A 20,458-nucleotide genomic window follows, 5' to 3' on the forward strand; every position below is an offset into this window, starting at 1 on the left:
TGATGAGCACATTCAGCGAACCGGCGGGCAGTAAACCGCCAAACCGCGCAGCGCATCCGCTAAAAAACGCCTTAACGCGGGTGAAAATGAAACATGGCCGCAAACTGGCGATTGCGTTGCCTTATCTGTGGCTGACGCTGTTTTTTCTGCTGCCGTTTCTTATTGTGGTCAAAATCAGTTTTGCCGATATTGCCCGCGCGATCCCGCCTTATACCGATCTAATTACCTGGGCTGACGACCAGCTTAATGTGGTACTTAATCTGGCGAACTATTTCCAGTTAACCGACGATCCGCTGTATGCCGATGCGTATTTACAATCATTAAAAGTGGCAGCGATCTCTACCTTGATCTGCCTGGTGATTGGTTATCCGCTCGCATGGGCGGTGGCACACAGTAAACCCTCGGTACGTAATGTTCTGTTATTGCTGGTTATCTTACCTTCCTGGACCTCTTTTTTGGTGCGCGTTTACGCCTGGATGGGGTTACTAAACAATAATGGCATTCTGAACCGCTTTTTATTGTGGCTGGGGGTGATCGATCACCCTTTAGTGATTCTGTATACCAATACTGCCGTCTATATCGGCATTGTGTATTGCTATTTACCGTTTATGGTTCTGCCAATTTATACCGCGTTGACGCGGATTGATTACTCGTTGGTGGAAGCCTCGCTTGACTTAGGCGCTCGCCCGCTAAAAACGTTTTTCAGCGTTATTGTCCCGCTTACGCGCGGTGGAATTATTGCCGGTTCAATGCTGGTGTTTATTCCGGCGGTTGGCGAATACGTGATTCCTGAACTGTTAGGCGGCCCGGATAGCATTATGATTGGGCGTATTTTATGGCAGGAGTTTTTTAATAATCGCGACTGGCCGGTGGCTTCGGCATTGGCGGTGATTATTTTGCTGATCCTGATTTTGCCGATTATCTGGTTCCATAAACATCAGAATAAAACGCTGGGGGAGAAAGCATGAATACTTTACCAGCAATTCGCTCGCCGTGGCGCACGGCAATTTTAACGCTTTGCTTCTGTTTTCTGTATGCCCCAATGCTGTTGCTGGTGGTGTATTCGTTTAACAGTTCGCCACTGGTTACCGTGTGGGAACACTTCTCGGTGCACTGGTATCGTGTGCTGTTCCATGATGATGCGATGATCGATGCGGTAACGTTAAGCCTGACGATTGCCGCGCTAGCGGCGACCATGGCGGTGGTTTTAGGCACCATTGCCGCAGTGGTTATCGTGCGTTTTGGGCGCTTTCGTGGCTCGACCGGGTTTGCCTTTATGTTGACCGCGCCATTAGTGATGCCGGATGTGATTACCGGGCTATCGCTATTGTTGTTGTTTGTGGCGATGGCGAATACGCTCGGCTGGCCGGGCGATCGCGGCATGTTGACCATTTGGCTGGCGCACGTCACCTTTTGTACCGCCTATGTGTCGGTGGTGATTAATGCGCGTTTACGTGAATTGGATCATTCGATTGAAGAGGCGGCGATGGACTTGGGCGCGACGCCGCTTAAAGTGTTCTTCGTGATCACCGTCCCGATGATTGCGCCAGCGATTGTTACCGGCTGGCTGCTGGCCTTCACGCTATCGCTTGATGATTTGGTGATTGCCAGTTTCGTTACCGGCCCAGGCGCTACCACCTTGCCGATGGCGATTTTCGCTACCGTACGGCGTGGAGTAAACCCGGAGATTAATGCCCTGGCCTCGCTGATCTTATTCGTGGTCGGTATTGTTGGTTTTATTGCCTGGCGTTTAATGGCCAATGAGGAGAAGAAACGTCTGCGCGATATTCAGAAAGCAACGCGTGGTTAAGCACGAAAGTTTGCGTAGCGTAGCCGGAAACTGGCGAACAGCGGCTGAAATTGTGCATGCGTTATTGAGGCAGAAACCCCCGATTGACGGGGCGGGTCTTATGGTTTATTCCGCCAGACTATCGGGAATATTTTCGCCGTCACTAACGCTTCGGTGTTACAATCTTCGCCGCATTTTGCTTGATTACCCAATGACAGGCCTCACCATGTATTGCGCGCTTTACGACGCGGGTAGCTGCCGTTCTTGCCAATGGCTGGAGCGCCCTTATTCGCAACAAATTACCGATAAACAATCACACCTTGAACAGTTGCTGAAAGCGCATTCGCCGCAGCAGTGGTTTGCGCCAGTGACCTCCGCGCAACAGGCATTTCGCAATAAAGCGAAAATGGTAGTGAGTGGTAGCGTTGAGCGCCCGATATTGGGCATGTTGGCGCGGGATGGGGCAGCGGTGGATCTCTGCGCATGTCCGCTTTATCCCGCCTCGTTTGCGCCGGTGTTTGATTGCCTGAAGCCCTTTATCGCCCGCGCCGGTTTGACGCCCTACAATGTGGCGCGCAAGCGGGGCGAACTGAAATTCATTTTACTGACCGAGAGCACGCAGCACGGCAAATTGATGCTGCGTTTTGTGTTGCGCTCCACCGCGAAACTGGCGCAGCTACGTGCCGCGCTGCCATGGCTACAGCAGCAGTTGCCGCAATTGGCGGTGATCTCCGCCAATATTCAACCGGTCCATATGGCCATTCTCGAAGGAGAAGAGGAGATTGCGCTAACGGAAAACCAGGCGCTTGCGGAGCAACTTAACGACGTGCCGCTATGGATCCGCCCACAGAGTTTTTTCCAGACCAATCCTGCGGTTGCGGCAAAACTGTATGCCACGGCGCGTGAATGGGTGCGTGAGTTGCAGGTTGATACCATGTGGGATCTGTTTTGCGGCGTCGGCGGTTTTGGTCTGCATTGCGCGACGCCATCAATGATGTTGACCGGCATTGAGATCAACGCGGAAGCAATAGCTTGCGCAACGCAGTCAGCGAAAATGATGGGGTTAAGCGGGGTACAGTTTGCCGCGCTGGACTCAACGCGTTTTGCTACCGCGCGTGACGACGTGCCGCAATTGGTGCTGGTCAACCCGCCGCGCCGCGGTATTGGCGCAGAACTTTGCCAATACCTTAGCCGTATGGCTCCGCCGTATATTCTCTACTCTAGCTGTAACGCGCAAACTATGGCGCAGGATATTGCACAATTAGCGGACTGGCGGATTGAACGGGTGCAACTGTTCGATATGTTCCCGCACACGGCGCATTACGAAGTCCTAACCTTATTGCGCCATCAATAAGCTGGCGCGCTTACAGCCTGGTAAACGCGCCAGAGGGTTACTCGCTACGTTGTTCGAACGCCAGCGCGCGCCGCTCAATGAGCCGCATTAATAGCGTCAGCAAACCATTAACGCACAGGTAAATAAGCCCGGCGGCGGCAAACACGGTCACATCATAAGTGCGGCCATATAGCAACTGACCGTGCCCCATCACTTCCATTAGCGTAATGGTGTAGGCAAGCGAAGTGCTTTTAAACACCAGCACCACTTCATTGGAGTATGAGGAGAGGGCGCGTTTAAAAGCATAAGGCAGCAAGATATGGAGTGTGTCTTTGCGGTTCATTCCCAACGCCGCGCAGGATTGCCACTGACCAGAAGGAATCGCGCGTACCGCGCCATGAAATAGCTGCGCGGTGTAGGCGGCGCTGTTGAGCGAGAGCGCCAGCATCGCGCAGAGCCAGGGTTGAGAAAACAGATGCCACAACCAGGGAATCTGTTGAATCGACGGAAATTGCCCCGGACCGTAGTAGATCAGAAAAATTTGTACCAGCAACGGCGTGCCGGTAAACAAGGTGATGTAACCCCTGACTATCTGGCTGAGTACCGGCACTTTTAGCGTAAGCAGCACGGTAAACAGCAGCGCCAGCACCAGCGCCAGAATCAGCGAGGCGAGGGTCAACGTCAGGCTGGTATGCAAGCCTTTTAGCAACTCGGGTAAATACGCCAACATTACCCATTCTCCCGCTCAAAACGTGTGGTTCGACGCTCAATACGCTGTAATACGCGTTGGCTAAGCAGCGTAATCACCAGATAAATCGCCGCTGCCATCACATACCAGGTAAAGGGCTGTTGCGTGCGGGCCGCGATGCTTTTGGTTTGCAACATCAGATCGTTGACGCTGATCAGTGAGACCAGCGCGGTGTCTTTCAGTAGCACTAACCACTGGTTACCCAAGCCGGGGAGCGCATGTCGCCACATTTGCGGCATGATCAACCGAAAGAAAATAGCGGATTTCTTCATGCCCAGCGCTTGCCCTGACTCCCACTGGCCTGACGGCACGGCTTTCAGCGCGCCGCGCAGTGTTTGCGAGGCATAAGAAGAGTACAGAATCGATAGCGCGATAACGCCACACAAGAAGGGGCTAACGTCAAAATTTTCGATCTGCATCTGCACCGGAATGCTGAATAAACCAAAGTTCAGCCGGAAGCCGTCAGAAAGCGTCAGCAGCAGTTGCGAGGCGCCAAAATAGATAAACAGCACCACCAGAATTTCCGGTAGGCCGCGAAAAAGCGTCACCAACCCGGTACCTAGCCAGGCAATGGGGCGCCAGCGCGCTGATTCCCAGACGGCAAAAATCATCGCCAAAATCAGCCCGACCACCAGTGCGCAAACGGCAAGGCCGACGGTCATCCCGGCGGCGCTTGCGAGAGGAAAAAGTTCACTCATCAATTAATTACTGCTGAAACCATTTGCTATAGATGGTTTTGTAGGTGCCATCCGCCTTGATTTTGTCCAAAGCGGTGTTGAACTTGCCTTGCAGGTCGCTATTTCCCTGACGAACGGCAATGCCGAGGCCAGTACCGAAGTAGGCTTTATCGGTCACTTTATCGCCGACCGGCGCCAGATTAGCGTTCTGCTTCAGCCATTCATTAACCACCGCCGTGTCACCGAACACCGCATCAATACGGCCATTTTTTAGATCAAGAATGGCATTCTGATAGCTGTCATACGGTACGGTGGTAATTTCGCTGTGGCGATCGGTGAGATATTTCTGGTGAGTGGTACCGTTTTGTACCCCAACGCGTTTGCCTTTCAAGGCACTGACATCGGCAACTTTGCCTTTTTGTGCGATAAACAGCGCCGAATTGTCGTAATAAGGCTTACTGAATAGCACCTGTTTTTCACGTTCCGGCGTAATATCCATCCCGGCCATTACCGCATCAAAACGGCGGAATTTCAGGCTAGGGATCAGGCTATCGAATGCCTGGTTGGTAAAGGTACAGGTGGCATCAATCTCTTTACATAACGCATTAGCCAGATCGACATCGAAGCCCTGAATTTTGTTGTTAGCATCAACAAACTCAAATGGAGGATAAGAGGCCTCGGTGGCGAAACGAATGGTCTGTGCAGCGGTGGCGCTCAGGCTCATACCGGCTAACAGGGCGGCAAGTACGACTTTTTTCATCATAATATCCTGCATCAGTGCGAGAGATAATTGGCAAACTCAGCGGTTTGCGGCTGTGTAAATCGGCTGGCGTCACCCTGTTCCACAATGTAGCCGTTTTCCATATATACCACCTGACTGGCGGTTTTCCGGGCCACTTCCACTTCATGAGTCACGATAACTTGGGTAATTTTGGTTTGCGCCAGTTCACGAATAATGCTGACGATCTGTGCGGTAATTTCCGGATCGAGCGCGGCGGTGGGTTCATCGAACAGTAGCACTTGGGGTTCCATCATCAGCGCGCGCGCAATCGCCACGCGTTGTTGCTGGCCACCGGAAAGATGCAGCGGATAACGATCGGCATATTTACTGAGCCGTAGACGCTCAAGCAGTTTGTCAGCGCGCGCCCGAGCCTGGTCTTTACTCAACCCTAATACGCGACAAGGCGCTTCCGTCAGGTTTTGTACCACCGTGAGATGCGGCCACAAATTATACTGTTGGAAGACCATGCCAACATTTTGGCGTAGTTCGCGAATCGCGCTGTCAGCAGGCGCTTTAGCAAAGTCAAAGCGGTTGCCTGCAATGCTCAAAGTGCCGGAGCGCGGCATCTCCAGCAGGTTCAGAACGCGCAAGAGTGAGCTTTTACCCGCACCACTAGGGCCGAGCAAAACCAGGGTTTCACCTTCGGGACATTCCAGTTGAATATCAAACAACGCTTGATGCGCGCCGTAATAGCAATTAATACCGTTAAGTTGAATACTCATGCGCAAAAAATGAATAGCAATTGATGCCGCAAATCTTAACGTTGACAGCATAGTTATGCAATCACGGTGCGTTAAAATTTATGAATGAAGGGTAGATTGACTTAAGCGTAGCACAAGATAGTGTCATGGCGGCAATTGACGGGGAAAGCGCGGGTAATTTTTCCTGAATGTGCGATAACCGGCGCGCCATCACTCCATGGCGCGCCGTCAGCGTGATTAATTTTCCAGCGCTTGGCTCAGTGAACCGCCATTGGGGTGCGCCCAACTGGCGACATAACGCACATCGTCCACTGCCCAACAGGTGCCTTCGCGCACCATCAGCACCTCATCCTGCCACTCCACTTTCTTATTTCCGTCCCGGCTCAGGTTAACGCGCAACGGAATATTACGCGCGTCGGTATTAGGAATGGTAGAAGCGTCCGCCACGTCGGCGGAAGTCGGCCCCTCTTTCAGACTGGAAAAGACGTCGCCAGACTGTAGCGCGGTATGCTTATTGGTTTCGGTATTGGCTTTCAGTAAGGATTGATAGAGTTTATCGCTCAGGTAAGGGCGATATTTTGCCAGTAGCTGCGCGTCCGGCAATCCCTGGGTCGGCTGGGCGGTACGCAGATCATAAAACTTCTGCGCCACGGTATCCGGGCCACCGTCAACGCACGGTGAGGTGCGGGTGCCGATGTCTTTGTAGGCCGGTTGGACTGTTGTACAGGCGCTCAACAGTAACGCAGCCGGTAATAACGCGGCAAACGCTTTGTTTTTCATCTCAATTTCCTTATGGTTAACTGGCAAGGCTTGTTTTTAGCATAAAGTATAGACAGGGTTTTTAACCTCTCGGGCTAAACCGCTGTCGCGACGTTATATTTAAGGAGACTCAGGATGAAATTTTCCACGACCCCAACGCTTGAAGGACAACCGATTACCGAATATTGCGGGGTGGTCACCGGCGAGGCGATCCTTGGCGCAAATATTTTTCGCGATTTTTTTGCCGGCATTCGCGATATCGTCGGCGGCCGCTCCGGCGCCTATGAGAAAGAGCTGCGTAAAGCGCGCCATGTGGCATTTGAAGAGCTTGAAGCGCAAGCCAAAGCACTGGGCGCCGATGCCGTGGTGGGGATTGATATCGATTATGAAACGGTCGGTAAGGATAACACCATGCTGATGGTGAGCGTCAGCGGTACGGCGGTGAAAACCCGTTGATGCGCCTGATTATTGTGCTGTTGGCGCTGTGGCTGACTGCCTGCTCTACCTCCGGCCTTGAACAACGCCCAGGCTATGTTGTCGATACCCGCCATCCGGCGCAGGGCGCTCAGCCGCGTATTAAAATGGTGGTGATCCACTACACGGCGGAGGATTTTCCGCAGTCGCTGACCACGCTAACCGGCAATCAAGTCAGCGCACATTACCTGATCCCGGCCAAGCCGCCGCAGCATGCGGGCCAGCCGGTTGTCTGGCAATTGGTGCCTGAAGCCGCGTTGGCCTGGCATGCGGGGCCGAGCTTTTGGCGCGGCGCTTCGCGCATTAATGACACCTCGGTGGGCATTGAACTGGTGAATGCCGGCTATCGTCGTAACGCGCAAGGGCAACGCATTTTTGCACCGTTTAGCGCCTCACAGATTGCCGCGTTGCAGCCACTGCTGCGCGATATTGTTCATCGCTATGGCATTGCGCCGCAAAACATTGTCGGGCATAGCGATGTCGCGCCACAGCGTAAACAAGATCCCGGGCCGTTATTTCCATGGGCGTTGCTGGCGCAGCAGGGGATTGGCGCATGGCCCGACGCCGCGCGAGTGCGGTTTTGGCTAGATGGCCGCGATCCACAGGCATCGGTGCCGGTAGAGGAGGTATTGAATGCGCTGGCGGATTACGGCTATGCGGTTAACCAGCAGATGACGCCAGAGCAACAGCAAAAAGTCATTGCCGCTTTCCAGATGCATTTTCGACCGAGTGATTATCGCGGTCTGCCCGATGCGGAAACCCTGGCAATCGCGAAGGCGCTCGTCGGGCAGTACGGCAGTGGCGATTAAATGACGGTGGCGGAGAGCGGCTCCGCCCGCCGTTTATAATCAACGCGAGGACAAGAAGGCTTTCCACTCGCCAACCAGCGTTTCCAACGCCTGACGGTCGACATCCAGGTGGGTTACCAACCGGGTGACCGGCCCGGTACTGATTAAAATATCCCGCTGCTTCATCCAGGCTTGTAACGGTGTTATCTGCTCGTCTGGCAGCCGTGCGAACACCATATTGGTATCTTGACGGGTGACCGCCACGCCGAGGCTTTTTAGCTGTTCTGCCAGCCAGAAGGCATTGTCATGATCCTCTTGTAACCGCGCAACGTTATGGTTTAGCGCATAGCTGCCCGCCGCAGCCAAAATTCCGGCTTGACGCAGACCGCCGCCCACCATTTTACGCCAACGTCTGGCGCGTTGAATGAACGCCTCGCTGCCGCACAGTAACGACCCGACTGGCGCGCCCAATCCTTTGGATAGACAAATTGTTAATGAGTCACAATAACGCGCAAGCGCCTCCAGCGGCAGACCTAGCGCGACCGCCGCGTTGAAAATGCGTGCGCCATCAATATGCAGTGCCAGGTGTTTATCTCGCGTAAACTGAAACGCCTGCTGAAGATAAGCTAAAGGCAGCACTTTACCGTTGTGGGTATTTTCCAGACTTAATAAGGTAGTGCGTGCGAAGTGAATATCGTCGGGTTTAATAAATGCCTCGACCACGTCGAGCGGTAGGCTACCATCGGCCGCCGCCAGAATCGGTTGCGGCTGAATACTGCCCAACACCGCTGCGCCGCCCGCTTCATATTTATAATTATGCGCTAGCTGACCAACGATATATTCATCGCCGCGTTGGCAATGGGTGAGGAGCGCTACCAGGTTTGCTTGGGTACCGCTTGGCAAAAACAGTGCCGCTTCCTTACCGCTGAGATTAGCCGCCTGCGCTTCAAGCGCATTGACGGTGGGATCGTCGCCGTAAACATCATCACCTGTTTCCGCCGCCATCATCGCCGCTAACATGGCTTTACCAGGGCGCGTTACCGTATCACTACGTAAATCGATCATCTGATCTCCCAAAAAAACGGGCACGCCAGGTGCCCGTGAAATATGCCTGGTGATGTTTTACCGCAGCCAGTTGGTTTTCGCCAGATCGACCACCTCATCTCCACGGCCGCTGATAATCGCCCGCAGCATGTAGAGGCTAAAGCCTTTGGCTTGTTCCAGCTTAACCTGGGGCGGAATGGCCAATTCGTCTTTGGCGACCACCACATCCACCAATACTGGCCCTTCCAGCGAGAAAGCCCGTTCCAGCGCGGTATCGACCTCTGAGGCCTTCTCTACGCGAATGCCGGTGATCCCACAGGCTTCGGCAATGCGTGCAAAGTTAGTGCCGTGCAGATCGGTACCGTCGGTTAAGTAGCCACCCGCCTTCATTTCCATCGCCACAAATCCGAGCGAACTATTGTTAAACACCACGATTTTCAGCGGTAGCTTCATTTGTGCCACCGATAAAAAGTCACCCATTAGCATACTAAAGCCGCCATCGCCGCACAGTGCGACTACTTGGCGGTCGGGCGCGGTGGCTTTTACGCCTAACGCTTGTGGCATGGCGTTCGCCATTGAGCCGTGGTTAAACGAGCCAATCAGGCGCCGCTTGCCATTCATTTTCAGATAGCGCGCGGCCCACACCGTCGGCGTACCGACATCACAGGTAAATATTGCATCATCAGCGGCAAAGTCACTGATACGCTGAGCCAGATATTGTGGATGGATCGCTTTCTCACTGGGCTGCGCCAGCTCATCCAGCCCCTCACGCGCTTTTTTATAATCTTTCAGCGCACGGTCGAGAAAGGTGCGGTCGGTCTTCTCTTCCAGCAGCGGTTGCAGTGCGCTTAGCGTAGCTTTAATGTCGCCAATCAGCGCCATATCCACTTTGCTGTGTGAACCAATGCTACCCGGATTAATGTCGATCTGAATAATTTTGGCGCTTTCAGGATAGAACGCCCGGTAAGGGAATTGTGTGCCGAGCAGAATTAACGTGTCTGCATTCATCATGGTGTGATAACCAGAGGAAAAACCAATCAACCCGGTCATACCCACATCATAAGGGTTATCATATTCCACATGCTCTTTCCCGCGCAGAGCATGCACAATTGGCGCTTTCAGCGTGGCGGCAAATTGCAGAAGTTCTTCGTGCGCACCCGCGCAGCCACTGCCGCACATTAGGGCGATATTACTGGAGTAACGTAACAGTTGGGCGAGTTTTTTCAGCTCTTCATGTTCCGGCACTACCACCGGACGCGGTGCGGAATACCAGTGTGAACTGGCGCTTTCCGGCGCCGGTTTCAGCGCCACATCGCCTGGCAGCACAATCACCGAGACGCCACGATTAATGACCGCTTTACGTAAGGCTACCGCTAACACCTGAGGAATTTGTTCCGGGTTGGAAACCAGTTCGCAATAATGGCTACATTCGCGAAACAGCTCCTCCGGATGCGTCTCCTGGAAATAGCCGCTACCAATTTCGCTGGAAGGTATATGCGCGGCGATCGCCACCACCGGAACATGGTTGCGATGGCAATCAAATAAGCCATTAATCAGATGTAAGTTACCCGGCCCGCATGAGCCAGCACACACCGCCAGTTCGCCGGTTAACTGCGCTTCGGCGCCGGCGGCAAACGCGGCGACTTCTTCATGACGCGTCGACATCCACTCAATGGTGCCCATACGATTAAGGCTGTCGCTCAGCCCATTCAGTGAGTCACCAGTAACGCCCCAAATGCGTTTGACGCCCGCCTGTTCAAGGGTTTTCGCGATATAAGCAGCAACGGTTTGTTTCATCGGTTGTCCATCTCCTCATCTGTGATAATGCCTACAAGCTTAGCGTAGTTGGTTAAGTTAGCGGTATTCTGCGTCAGGAAAAAGTACGCAGGGTTGAGGGAGGCGAAATACTGCGTTATGTGGATTATTATATAGCGCTTACCTGGTTGGCGCGTTTATTGCCGGTTGACGAAGGAGAATCATCGCGTGTTTTTATTTATGTTTTATGTCGGCGGTAACGCCGGAAAATCAAATATTGAGGTTCATGACATTCAGTTTGTGGCGGCGGAAAATGCGCAAGATGCCTGGCCTGCGTTACGTGAAGCGTGGTTTGGCGATGCGGATAAAATCCATATCGACGGCTATGCGCGTATCACTTGGGCGGATGGGTACGCGGTCACGCTGTCAGAGCAGCCACCAACCGCGGGGAAAAAGCTGTTTTTCGTTAATGCCGGGGGCTACCGCCCGGATAGCCTGGCTGAGTTACACGCTTTTGATTTGTTCGTGGCGGATGGGGCGCAGGAGGCCAAACAGAAGGCGCTGGCTTCCTTGCTGGTCGGCACATCGCAACAGCATAAAGACAACCTGAAAGAGGTCGATGATTGTATTCTGCTGGAACGCGTTGGGGATCGTTATATTCACCTGACGCCTGATGCAAATGGTCAGCGTTTTCAGCCGGAATGGCAAGGTTATCAGCCGATTGGTATCGCATAACCGCACACGGTGCCCGGTGGAAAAACGCCCCGTTTTGCGGGGCGTTTCAGTTTAGGCCAGAACCATGTCACTCGCCGGATGGCAGGAGCAAGCCAGTACATACCCTTCGGCAACCTCTTGGTCGGTTAACGTCATCGTGCTACTGACGGTATATTGGCCGGAGATGACTTTGGTTTTACAGCAGCCACACACTCCAGCGCGGCAGGCGGCAGCGACCGGCACCTGGTTACTTTCTAACGCTTCTAGCAATGTGCTGCCTACCGGCGCATAGAATTCGCGTACCGGTTGCAGGGTCTCAATTTTCAGACCGCTGCTCGCCGCAGGCGCGACCGGCGTAAAGAATTTTTCTTTAAAGAAATGCGTGACGCCCAACGCACCGATTTGCTCTTCCACCCACGCCATATAAGCGGCGGGTCCGCAGGTCATCACGGTGCGCATTGCCAGATCGGGTACCGATTCGAGAAGGCGACGCGTCAGTCGCCCGGCCAGAAAGCCGTGTGTGGCATTATTTTCCGCCACCAACGTGACGGGGTAGTGACGCCACTCTTCCGCGAAAATCACATCCTGCGGCGAACGAACGTTGAAAATAACCTGTACGTCGGCGTCCGGACGGTGTTTTGCCAGCCAGCGACGCATTGACATGATTGGCGTGACGCCACAGCCTGCCGCCAGTAGCAAGAAGCGATGGTTAGTTTGGTTATCGCAGGTGAATTCCCCTTGTGCATCGGACAGCCAAAGATAATCGCCACGCTTTACATCTTGTGTTAACCATTCGGAACCCACGCCGCCTTCAAGGCGACGAACCGTCAGCGTGATATATTCGCTGACTCCCGGCGTTGAGGAGAGCGTGTAGGCGCGTAATGTCTCTGCCGTATTGCGGATGCTTACCAGCGCATACTGCCCGGCGCGATAAGAGTACGCGTCGTGACAAATAAGTGACAGCGTCCAGACATCCGGCGTTTCTTGCTTAATATGATGGACTTGCATGCGCCACGGGCACTGTGGAGTTGGCATGGTCATGGTTTGCTCCTTAGGCGCTCAGTAACTGCTGCATATCGTTTTCAACCTCGGTTACCTGACGCAGGCCGAATTTCTCATTCAGCACCGCTAATAAGTCTGGCGTGAAGAAGCCGGGCGCAGTCGGGCCGGTGACGATGTTTTTGACGCCGAGCGATAGCAGGGTCAATAGCACCACGATGGCTTTCTGTTCGAACCAGGAGAGGACCAGTGACAGCGGTAGATCGTTGACGCCGCAACCCAATTTTTCCGCCAGGGTGACCGCCAGTATAATTGCCGAATAAGAGTCGTTGCACTGACCCGCATCGATTAAACGCGGTAAGCCTTCGATAGCGCCGAAATCCAGTTTATTGAAGCGATACTTACCGCAGGCCAGCGTCAGAATCAGACAGTCGTCCGGTACGCTGGTTGCAAAATCCGTAAAGTAGTTACGTTCGCCACGCGCGCCGTCACAGCCGCCGATCAAGAAAATATGCCGTAACTTTTCACGGCTCACTAAGTCAATCAGGCTATCTGCCGCGCCTAATAAGGTTTGGCGCCCGAAGCCAACGGTGATCAAATGTTCGATTTCACTGTACGGGAAGCCGCCCATCGATTTAGCTTGTTCGATCACTGCGGTGAAATCGTCGCCTTCCAGGTGATTGACGCCCGGCCAGCCAACGATGCTACGGGTCCAAATACGCTGGTCATACGCGCCAACAGTGGGGTCGATGATGCAGTTGGAGGTCATAATAATCGGCCCCGGGAAGCGGGCGAATTCAACCTGTTGATTTTGCCAGCCGCTGCCATAGTTGCCGACCAGATGCTTAAATTTGCGTAATTCCGGGTAACCGTGCGCCGGTAACATTTCGCCGTGGGTATACACGTTGACGCCGGTGCCCTCGGTTTGTTGCAAAAGATAGTAGAGATCTTTCAGGTCGTGACCAGAAATCAGCACGCATTTACCGGCTACCGCTTTAACGTTTACCTGGGTTGGCGTTGGATGACCGTAAGCAGTGGTTTCGCCAGCATCAAGGATCGCCATCACTTTGAAGTTCATCTGGCCAATTTCCATCGCGCAGTCCAACAACGCGTTCATATCCGCAGGCCAGGTGCCGAGCCACGCCATAATCTTATGATATTGCGCATAAATGTCATTATCGTACTGGCCCAGTACATGCGCATGTTCCATATAGGCGGCCGCACCTTTTAGGCCATATAAACACAGTAGACGCAGCCCTAAAATATTTTCGCCAATTGCGGCTTTATCCCGGTTTGGCGTAAAGCTCTCAGCCTGGCGCTGGAGTTCGCCGAGATCATTGCTGACCAGTTCAAGCGCTGCCATCGGATGCTCAACTTTCATCTGCGCATCTTTTTCCTGACAGAGCGCTTTTAACTGCTCGCGCATGGTAATGGCTTGACGGGCGTAACCGACAATACGTGGTGAATCGAAGTTGACATTGGTCAGCGTTGAGAAGAAGGCACGCGGCGCAAAGTTATCCACCTCATGGATAATAATTCCGAGCTTACGTGCTGCTATCGCCCATGCGGAGAGGCCCTGAAGAGCAGCGATAAGTAGATCCTGTAGATCGGATGTCTCGGCGGTTTTCCCGCACATTCCCTGTGCATAAGCACAACCGTTGCCTGCCGGGGTTCGAATAGTTTGCTCACATTGCACACAAAACATGATAACGACCTTAAGTTGTATTTTAAATGCAACTTAATGCTATGAGTTGTTCCGCTACTTGGAAAGTAGTCGGAACAGAAACTCAAGGTATTTTTGATCTATCTCAAATGCGCAGGGGTTAGGAGGAAAATAACGCGATCAGAATCGGTGCCACCAGGCTAAGGGCGAAGCCATGCACAATGGCGGCCGGGACAATTTCGATACCGCCGGAGCGTTGTAAGACCGGCAGAGTGAAATCCATCGACGTGGCGCCACACAACCCTAGCGCACTGGAGCGATGTTGGCGGATCAGGCTTGGGATTAGCATTATTGCCAGTAATTCGCGCAGCAGGTCGTTGAAAAACGCCGCGCTGCCAATAACCGGCCCGAATGACTCGGTCATCAGGATACCGGAAAGCGAATACCAGCCGTAACCGCTGGCTAACGCCAGACCGGTTTTCAGCGGTAGACCAAGCAGTAATGCAGCCAACCCGCCACCCACTAATGCGCTGAAACACACCACGATGGCGACCATCATGCCACGGCGATTGAGCATGATTTGGCGCAGCGTCATACCGCTGCCGCGTAATTGTAAGCCAACCAATAGCAGCAGCAGAAGTAGCGCATATTCACTGGCGCGCGCAGCAAAGTGGAGCGGCGGCCAGGCGGTTAATCCGAGCAGAAAACCCACGATAACCACACCCAGCAGCTTTAGCGATTCCAGCGCCATATGTAGGCGTGAAGGTAGCTTTTCCTGTGTATGCTGCCAGGTCCACGGCAGGCGCTTTTCCAGCAGGCGTAATGCGAACAGATTGCAGCCGAGAATGACAATAACACTCACGATGGCGTAATGAAAAATCGCCAGCAGATTGCTACTGAGGTTATCGAGAAAGGCGAGGCTGATGCCCATAAAAAACAGAATGACGTAGACCATGCCGCTAAGCAGCCGGTTAATCAGGCGCAGTAAGGTCGGTTGCCGGAGGGGAATTAAATAACCCACGATGAGCGGCAGAATAATAATCAATAAGCCTGAATACATGGCGTATACGCATCCTTGTCAAAGAAAAGTGGCGACACGCTATCCAAAAAAGTATGTTCAGTAAAGCGTTGTTATCGCAGGGTGCTTGAAAGCGCCAGGCTGAGCCGTCATGCTCAGAAAAAACAGAGGATTGAGCCACTATGATGCTGGAGCAGATAGAAATTGTGGGCTTTCGCGGCATCAACCGTTTGTCGCTGTCGCTCACGGAAAGTAATGTCCTGATTGGCGAAAATGCCTGGGGGAAATCCAGCCTGCTAGATGCTTTAACGCTAATGCTAACGCCGCAAGAGACGTTGTATCTGTTCACGCGCCATGATTTCCACTTCCCACCCGGTAACCAAAACGGGCATGGCGATCATCTGACTCTGCGGTTTACCTTTCGCGAAGAGCCGCGTGATCACCAGCGGATATCAGGCGATGCAACCTTATCACTGCTTTGGCAGCAAGGTACTGACGGGGTACGACGAATTTTTTATCAGGTAGAAGGGCGGATAAATCCCCAACAGCAGGTCGTGACCCTACGCCGTTTTCTGCGTACTGATGGTGAGCCGTTGAGTGAGCAGGCCTCAGAACAGCAGGTGAGAACCTTAATGCGTCTGTTCCCGGTATTGCGTTTACGTGATGCGCGCTTTAACCATCGCTTACGGCAGGAGACCCCTACGGCACACAGCGTTGAAACATTGGGGAAATTAACCGATGAGATTAATGCACTGACGCGAGACTTGGTCACCCGCCCGCAAAACCTTACCGATACCGCGCTACGGCAGGGGCTGCTGACTATGCAGCAATTACTGGAACACTATTTTTCCGTTCAATCGTCGCCGGGGGTTGAACCGAGAGTGCGGGCGGTGTCAACGTCGCGTGATTCGCGGCATGGCTGGCGCTATCTGGGTAACATCAACCAGTTAATTGCAAACGCCGATAGCCGCAGTCGCCAACTGATAGTGCTGCGCATGTTTGCACTGTTGGTTCAGGCGCGTGGCGCGCAGCGTCTCGATCCGGATGCCCGACCGTTATTATTGGTAGAAGATCCTGAAACACGTCTGCATCCGATTATGCTCTCGGTGGCGTGGGAACTGCTGGAGTTATTGCCGTTGCAAAAGATTGCCACCACTAACTCCAGTGAGCTGCTGTCTCAGGTTCCGGTTGAGCAGGTTTGTCGGCTGGTACGCGAACCGAATCGGGTGGCAACCTGGCGCATTGGGCCGGCGGGCATGAGCCAGGAGGAGAGCCGGCGTATTGCGTTTCATATTCGCGTTAATCGCCCGTCGGCGCTCTTTGCCCGTTGCTGGTTATTAGTCGAAGGAGAAACCGAAGTCTGGGTCATGAATGAGCTGGCGCGGCAGTGCGGTTACCGTTTCGAAGCGGAAGGGATTAAGGTGATTGAATTTGCCCAGGCAGGCTTACGGCCACTATTAAAATTTGCCCAGCGGATGGGGATTGAATGGCATGTTCTGACCGATGGCGATGAAGCGGGGAAAAAATACGCCGCCACCACGCGTGGTTTGCTGCAGGATTCAGCGGACGATGAGCGCCGCCATCTGACGGTATTGCCCGCATTGGATATGGAACATTTTCTTTATCGACAAGGGTTTAGCGATGTCTACCATCGGGTAGCGCACGTGCCGGTAAACGTACCCATGAATATGCGACGTATTATTACTAAGGCGATTCAGCGTTCATCCAAGCCGGAGTTGGCAATTACCGTGGCAATGGATGCGGCAGAGCGGGGGATTGAATCTATACCGCCGTTGCTGCGTCAAATGTTTGGTCAGGTTTTATGGTTGGCGCGTGGTAAAGCGGATTAGCGCAGGGGTTGAAAAGCGTGAAAGGCCCCAAATATAACTGACATAGCCAAACATAAAGAGATGTATAAAAATGCCAGCAACGGTGGCTGGCATTTTTTAATCGGGTTGTACAGAACGCATAAGGAGCACGTCAGACAGTGGCGACCGCTGCGGTTTCCACCGGGACGATCAGGCTGGCGTGATTGCCTTTAGGGCCCTGATGCACATCAAACTGGACTTGTTGCCCGGCTTTCAACGTTCTGTACCCCTCCATCTGAATCGTGGAGTAGTGCGCGAAGATATCCTCGCCACCGCCAACCGGGCAGATAAAACCAAAGCCCTTGGCGTTGTTGAACCATTTAACAGTACCCGTCTCCATGCTTCTACATCCCTCGCAAGACGTTTTAATAAGTAGGTGAGGTAAATTAAGCTGTGAGCCAAATCGCTTAAAACTCGATCAGCTTGTGTGAGTAGAATGTAGAGAAAAAGGTCTTAGCGTCAAGCAAATGGCCTGCACGGGCGGCGAGAAAATCATCAAAATTTGAAGCAGTTAACGCTATTGCGAATTTTGTGATGGCGGTCGCGATCGGTTTTTTTCGAATAAATTTTAACGCGTCCGCGCCATGCGGATCGGCGTGTTAAACTGAGGGTATGGCATACTATTGTGCTGTCAGCCCGCAACGCAGAATAACCACGGATTACTATGGGAAACAACAACGATTGGCTTAACTTTGAACATGTTGCAGATGAGAAACTGCGCGAAGGTTTAAAGCCACCTTCGATGTATAAAGTTATACTCAACAATGACGATTACACACCTATGGAATTTGTTATTGACGTTCTGCAAAAGTTCTTTTCTTATGATGTTGAACGTGCAACGCAACTGATGCTTACGGTTCACTACCAAGGGAAGGCGATTTGCGGTGTGTTCACTGCTGAAGTGGCGGAAACCAAAGTCGCGCATGTGAACCGATACGCCAGGGAACATGAGCATCCGTTGCTGTGTACGCTGGAAAAAGCCTGATCGGCATTGTGCCATCCGGGTACGATCTGTAGGGCGATAATTGGGGGAGGTGCCTAATGCTCAATCAAGAACTGGAACTCAGTTTAAATATGGCTTTCGCCAGAGCGCGTGAGCACCGTCATGAGTTTATGACCGTCGAGCATCTGTTACTGGCTTTGCTCAGTAACCCGTCGGCCAGAGAGGCACTGGAAGCCTGTACGGTGGATATTGTGGCTCTGCGTCAGGAGCTCGAAGCCTTCATCGAACAAACTACGCCGGTGCTGCCAGCGTCTGAAGAGGAGCGTGATACGCAACCCACGCTCAGCTTCCAGCGTGTATTGCAGCGCGCGGTATTCCACGTCCAGTCATCCGGGCGCAGCGAAGTTTCCGGCGCGAATGTACTGGTGGCCATTTTCAGCGAACAGGAATCCCAGGCTGCTTATCTGCTACGTAAACATGAAGTTAGCCGTCTCGATGTGGTGAACTTTATCTCCCACGGTACGCGTAAAGACGAGTCTGGTCAGGCGCCCGGCACCGAAAATCCGGTTAATGAAGAGCAAGCAGGCGGGGAGGATCGTATGGAAAACTTCACCACCAATCTTAACCAGCTTGCTCGCGTCGGCGGTATTGACCCGCTGATCGGTCGCGACCGGGAGCTGGAACGCGCTATCCAGGTTCTGTGCCGTCGACGTAAAAACAACCCGTTGTTGGTGGGCGAGTCCGGCGTAGGGAAAACCGCTATTGCTGAAGGGCTGGCCTGGCGTATCGTTCAGGGCGATGTCCCTGAAGTGATGAAAGAGTGTACGATTTACTCACTGGATATCGGTTCGCTGCTGGCGGGCACTAAATATCGCGGTGACTTTGAAAAACGTTTCAAGGCGCTGTTAAAACAGTTGGAACAGGATAATAACAGCATCCTGTTTATTGATGAGATTCATACTATCATTGGCGCGGGCGCCGCATCAGGTGGGCAGGTTGACGCCGCCAATCTGATCAAACCTCTGTTATCCAGCGGCAAGATCCGCGTGATGGGTTCGACCACTTATCAGGAGTTCAGCAATATTTTTGAAAAGGATCGTGCACTGGCGCGGCGTTTTCAGAAGATCGACATCACCGAGCCCTCTATTGATGAAACGGTGCAGATCCTGAATGGCTTGAAAACCAAGTATGAAGCGCATCACGATGTGCGTTATACCGCAAAAGCGGTTCGTGCGGCGGTAGAGCTGGCGGTGAAATATATCAACGATCGCCACCTGCCGGATAAAGCGATTGACGTTATTGATGAAGCGGGCGCGCGTAGTCGCTTGATGCCGGTCAGCAAACGGAAGAAAACCGTCAATGTCGCCGATATTGAAACGGTGGTGGCTCGTATTGCACGTATTCCGGAGAAAAGCGTCTCGGCAACCGATCGCGATACGTTAAAAACGCTCGGCGAGCGTCTGAAAATGCTGGTATTCGGGCAGGATAACGCCATTGAAGCGCTGACTGAAGCCATCAAGATGAGCCGCGCAGGGCTGGGGCAAGACCGTAAACCGGTCGGTTCTTTCCTGTTTGCCGGCCCGACCGGGGTGGGTAAAACGGAAGTCACGGTTCAATTGGCGAAAGCGCTGGGCATTGAACTGCTGCGTTTCGATATGTCCGAATATATGGAGCGTCATACGGTTAGCCGCTTGATTGGTGCGCCTCCGGGCTACGTGGGCTTCGACCAGGGTGGATTGCTGACCGATGCGGTGATCAAGCATCCTCATGCCGTCGTGCTGCTGGATGAAATTGAAAAAGCGCATCCGGATGTGTTCAACCTACTGTTACAGGTAATGGATAACGGTATGTTGACCGATAACAACGGCCGCAAAGCTGATTTCCGTAACGTGGTGTTGGTGATGACCACCAACGCTGGCGTGCGTGAAACCGAACGTAAATCTATCGGCTTGATTCAGCAGGATAATAGCACCGATGCGATGGAGGAGATCAAGAAGATCTTCACGCCGGAGTTCCGCAACCGCCTGGACAATATCATTTGGTTTAGCCATCTGTCGCCAGAGGTTATCCATCAGGTGGTCGACAAGTTCATTGTCGAATTGCAGGCACAGTTGGATGCGAAGGGTGTCTCGCTGGAAGTTAGCGATGAGGCGCGTGCCTGGCTGGCAGAAAAAGGCTATGACAAAGCGATGGGCGCACGTCCAATGGCGCGAGCCGTGCAGGAAAACCTGAAGAAACCGTTGGCGAATGAACTGTTATTTGGTTCGTTAGTGGATGGTGGTTCGGTTTCCGTCGGGCTGGATAAAGAGAAGAACCAGCTCACATACCACTTCCTGAGCGCGGAAAAGCGCAAAGCGGAAGGAACGGTACACTAACTAACGCGTGTTGATGAAAAATCCCGGCT

General features: G+C 53.1%; 20 protein-coding genes. 9 read left to right on the top strand and 11 right to left on the bottom strand.

Features of this window, described 5'->3' with window-relative positions:
• Positions 1–2: 2 nt before the first annotated feature.
• The 3 genes from potH to rlmC all read left to right on the top strand — a co-directional run bounded on the left by potH (position 3) and on the right by rlmC (position 3,143).
• A complete protein-coding gene (potH, locus tag PMPD1_RS08225) occupies positions 3–968 on the top strand; it encodes a putrescine ABC transporter permease PotH (protein WP_173636154.1) in 966 nt (321 codons plus the stop codon).
• Positions 965–1,810 carry a putrescine ABC transporter permease PotI gene (gene potI / locus PMPD1_RS08230; RefSeq protein WP_173633577.1) on the top strand — a complete coding sequence of 282 codons (846 nt, stop codon included), beginning with the start codon at positions 965–967 and terminating at the stop codon, positions 1,808–1,810. Before potH ends, potI begins: the two co-directional genes overlap by 4 nt.
• A 205-nt stretch (positions 1,811–2,015) precedes the next feature.
• Positions 2,016–3,143 (top strand): 23S rRNA (uracil(747)-C(5))-methyltransferase RlmC, encoded by a 1,128-nt coding sequence (rlmC, locus tag PMPD1_RS08235; protein WP_173636155.1) that lies wholly within the window; start codon positions 2,016–2,018, stop codon positions 3,141–3,143.
• A gap of 37 nt (positions 3,144–3,180) precedes the next feature.
• Here rlmC and artM read toward each other — a convergent pair whose 3' ends face one another.
• The 5 genes from artM to PMPD1_RS08260 form a co-directional block, all read right to left on the bottom strand.
• Positions 3,181–3,852: an arginine ABC transporter permease ArtM gene (gene artM, locus PMPD1_RS08240; protein ID WP_173633578.1), complete on the bottom strand. Its 672-nt coding sequence runs from the start codon at positions 3,850–3,852 to the stop codon at positions 3,181–3,183.
• Positions 3,852–4,568, bottom strand: a complete 717-nt coding sequence (artQ, locus tag PMPD1_RS08245) for an arginine ABC transporter permease ArtQ (RefSeq protein ID WP_173633579.1) — start codon at positions 4,566–4,568, stop codon at positions 3,852–3,854. The genes artM and artQ overlap by 1 nt, the downstream gene beginning before the upstream one ends.
• Positions 4,569–4,575: 7 nt before the next feature.
• Complete coding sequence (artJ, locus tag PMPD1_RS08250) at positions 4,576–5,307, bottom strand: arginine ABC transporter substrate-binding protein (protein ID WP_173636156.1); 732 nt, start codon at positions 5,305–5,307, stop codon at positions 4,576–4,578.
• A 14-nt stretch (positions 5,308–5,321) separates the two neighbouring features.
• Complete coding sequence (artP, locus tag PMPD1_RS08255; RefSeq protein WP_173633580.1) at positions 5,322–6,050, bottom strand: arginine ABC transporter ATP-binding protein ArtP; 729 nt, start codon at positions 6,048–6,050, stop codon at positions 5,322–5,324.
• Positions 6,051–6,266: 216 nt separating this feature from the next.
• On the bottom strand, positions 6,267–6,809 hold the full coding sequence (locus PMPD1_RS08260; RefSeq protein ID WP_173633581.1) for a lipoprotein: 543 nt from the start codon (positions 6,807–6,809) through the stop codon (positions 6,267–6,269).
• A 114-nt stretch (positions 6,810–6,923) separates the two neighbouring features.
• Between PMPD1_RS08260 and PMPD1_RS08265 the strand changes: the two genes are divergently transcribed.
• Together PMPD1_RS08265 and PMPD1_RS08270 are read left to right on the top strand one after the other, a co-directional pair.
• Positions 6,924–7,244, top strand: coding sequence for a heavy metal-binding domain-containing protein (locus tag PMPD1_RS08265; RefSeq protein WP_173633582.1), 321 nt, complete (start codon positions 6,924–6,926; stop codon positions 7,242–7,244).
• Positions 7,244–8,071 carry an N-acetylmuramoyl-L-alanine amidase gene (locus tag PMPD1_RS08270; RefSeq protein ID WP_173633583.1) on the top strand — a complete coding sequence of 276 codons (828 nt, stop codon included), beginning with the start codon at positions 7,244–7,246 and terminating at the stop codon, positions 8,069–8,071. Before PMPD1_RS08265 ends, PMPD1_RS08270 begins: the two co-directional genes overlap by 1 nt.
• Before the next feature lie 39 nt (positions 8,072–8,110).
• Here PMPD1_RS08270 and ltaE read toward each other — a convergent pair whose 3' ends face one another.
• Positions 8,111–9,115 carry a low-specificity L-threonine aldolase gene (gene ltaE / locus PMPD1_RS08275; RefSeq protein ID WP_173633584.1) on the bottom strand — a complete coding sequence of 335 codons (1,005 nt, stop codon included), beginning with the start codon at positions 9,113–9,115 and terminating at the stop codon, positions 8,111–8,113.
• A gap of 57 nt (positions 9,116–9,172) precedes the next feature.
• A complete protein-coding gene (poxB, locus tag PMPD1_RS08280) occupies positions 9,173–10,891 on the bottom strand; it encodes a ubiquinone-dependent pyruvate dehydrogenase (RefSeq protein WP_173633585.1) in 1,719 nt (572 codons plus the stop codon).
• Between the two features lie 186 nt (positions 10,892–11,077).
• Here poxB and PMPD1_RS08285 point away from each other — a divergent pair, with 186 nt between their 5' ends.
• Positions 11,078–11,584, top strand: a complete 507-nt coding sequence (locus PMPD1_RS08285) for a DUF1543 domain-containing protein (RefSeq protein WP_173633586.1) — start codon at positions 11,078–11,080, stop codon at positions 11,582–11,584.
• 51 nt (positions 11,585–11,635) lie between these two features.
• Here the strand turns inward: PMPD1_RS08285 and hcr are convergent, their stop codons facing one another.
• The 3 genes from hcr to PMPD1_RS08300 all read right to left on the bottom strand — a co-directional run bounded on the left by hcr (position 11,636) and on the right by PMPD1_RS08300 (position 15,285).
• Positions 11,636–12,604 (bottom strand): NADH oxidoreductase, encoded by a 969-nt coding sequence (gene hcr, locus PMPD1_RS08290; protein WP_173633587.1) that lies wholly within the window; start codon positions 12,602–12,604, stop codon positions 11,636–11,638.
• 10 nt (positions 12,605–12,614) lie between these two features.
• A complete protein-coding gene (gene hcp, locus PMPD1_RS08295; protein ID WP_173633588.1) occupies positions 12,615–14,267 on the bottom strand; it encodes a hydroxylamine reductase in 1,653 nt (550 codons plus the stop codon).
• Between the two features lie 118 nt (positions 14,268–14,385).
• Complete coding sequence (locus PMPD1_RS08300; RefSeq protein WP_173633589.1) at positions 14,386–15,285, bottom strand: LysO family transporter; 900 nt, start codon at positions 15,283–15,285, stop codon at positions 14,386–14,388.
• A 140-nt stretch (positions 15,286–15,425) separates the two neighbouring features.
• On the opposite strand from PMPD1_RS08300, the gene PMPD1_RS08305 reads away from it, so the two are divergent.
• A complete protein-coding gene (locus PMPD1_RS08305; protein WP_173633590.1) occupies positions 15,426–17,093 on the top strand; it encodes an ATP-dependent nuclease in 1,668 nt (555 codons plus the stop codon).
• A gap of 130 nt (positions 17,094–17,223) precedes the next feature.
• Here PMPD1_RS08305 and cspD read toward each other — a convergent pair whose 3' ends face one another.
• Positions 17,224–17,451 (bottom strand): cold shock-like protein CspD, encoded by a 228-nt coding sequence (gene cspD, locus PMPD1_RS08310; RefSeq protein ID WP_173633591.1) that lies wholly within the window; start codon positions 17,449–17,451, stop codon positions 17,224–17,226.
• A gap of 324 nt (positions 17,452–17,775) precedes the next feature.
• Here cspD and clpS point away from each other — a divergent pair, with 324 nt between their 5' ends.
• A complete protein-coding gene (gene clpS, locus PMPD1_RS08315) occupies positions 17,776–18,096 on the top strand; it encodes an ATP-dependent Clp protease adapter ClpS (RefSeq protein ID WP_173633592.1) in 321 nt (106 codons plus the stop codon).
• Between the two features lie 56 nt (positions 18,097–18,152).
• Positions 18,153–20,429 (top strand): ATP-dependent Clp protease ATP-binding subunit ClpA, encoded by a 2,277-nt coding sequence (gene clpA, locus PMPD1_RS08320; RefSeq protein WP_173633593.1) that lies wholly within the window; start codon positions 18,153–18,155, stop codon positions 20,427–20,429.
• Positions 20,430–20,458: the final 29 nt, after the last annotated feature.

The organism is Paramixta manurensis, assembly GCF_013285385.1.
Taxonomy (GTDB): Bacteria; Pseudomonadota; Gammaproteobacteria; order Enterobacterales; family Enterobacteriaceae; genus Paramixta; species Paramixta manurensis.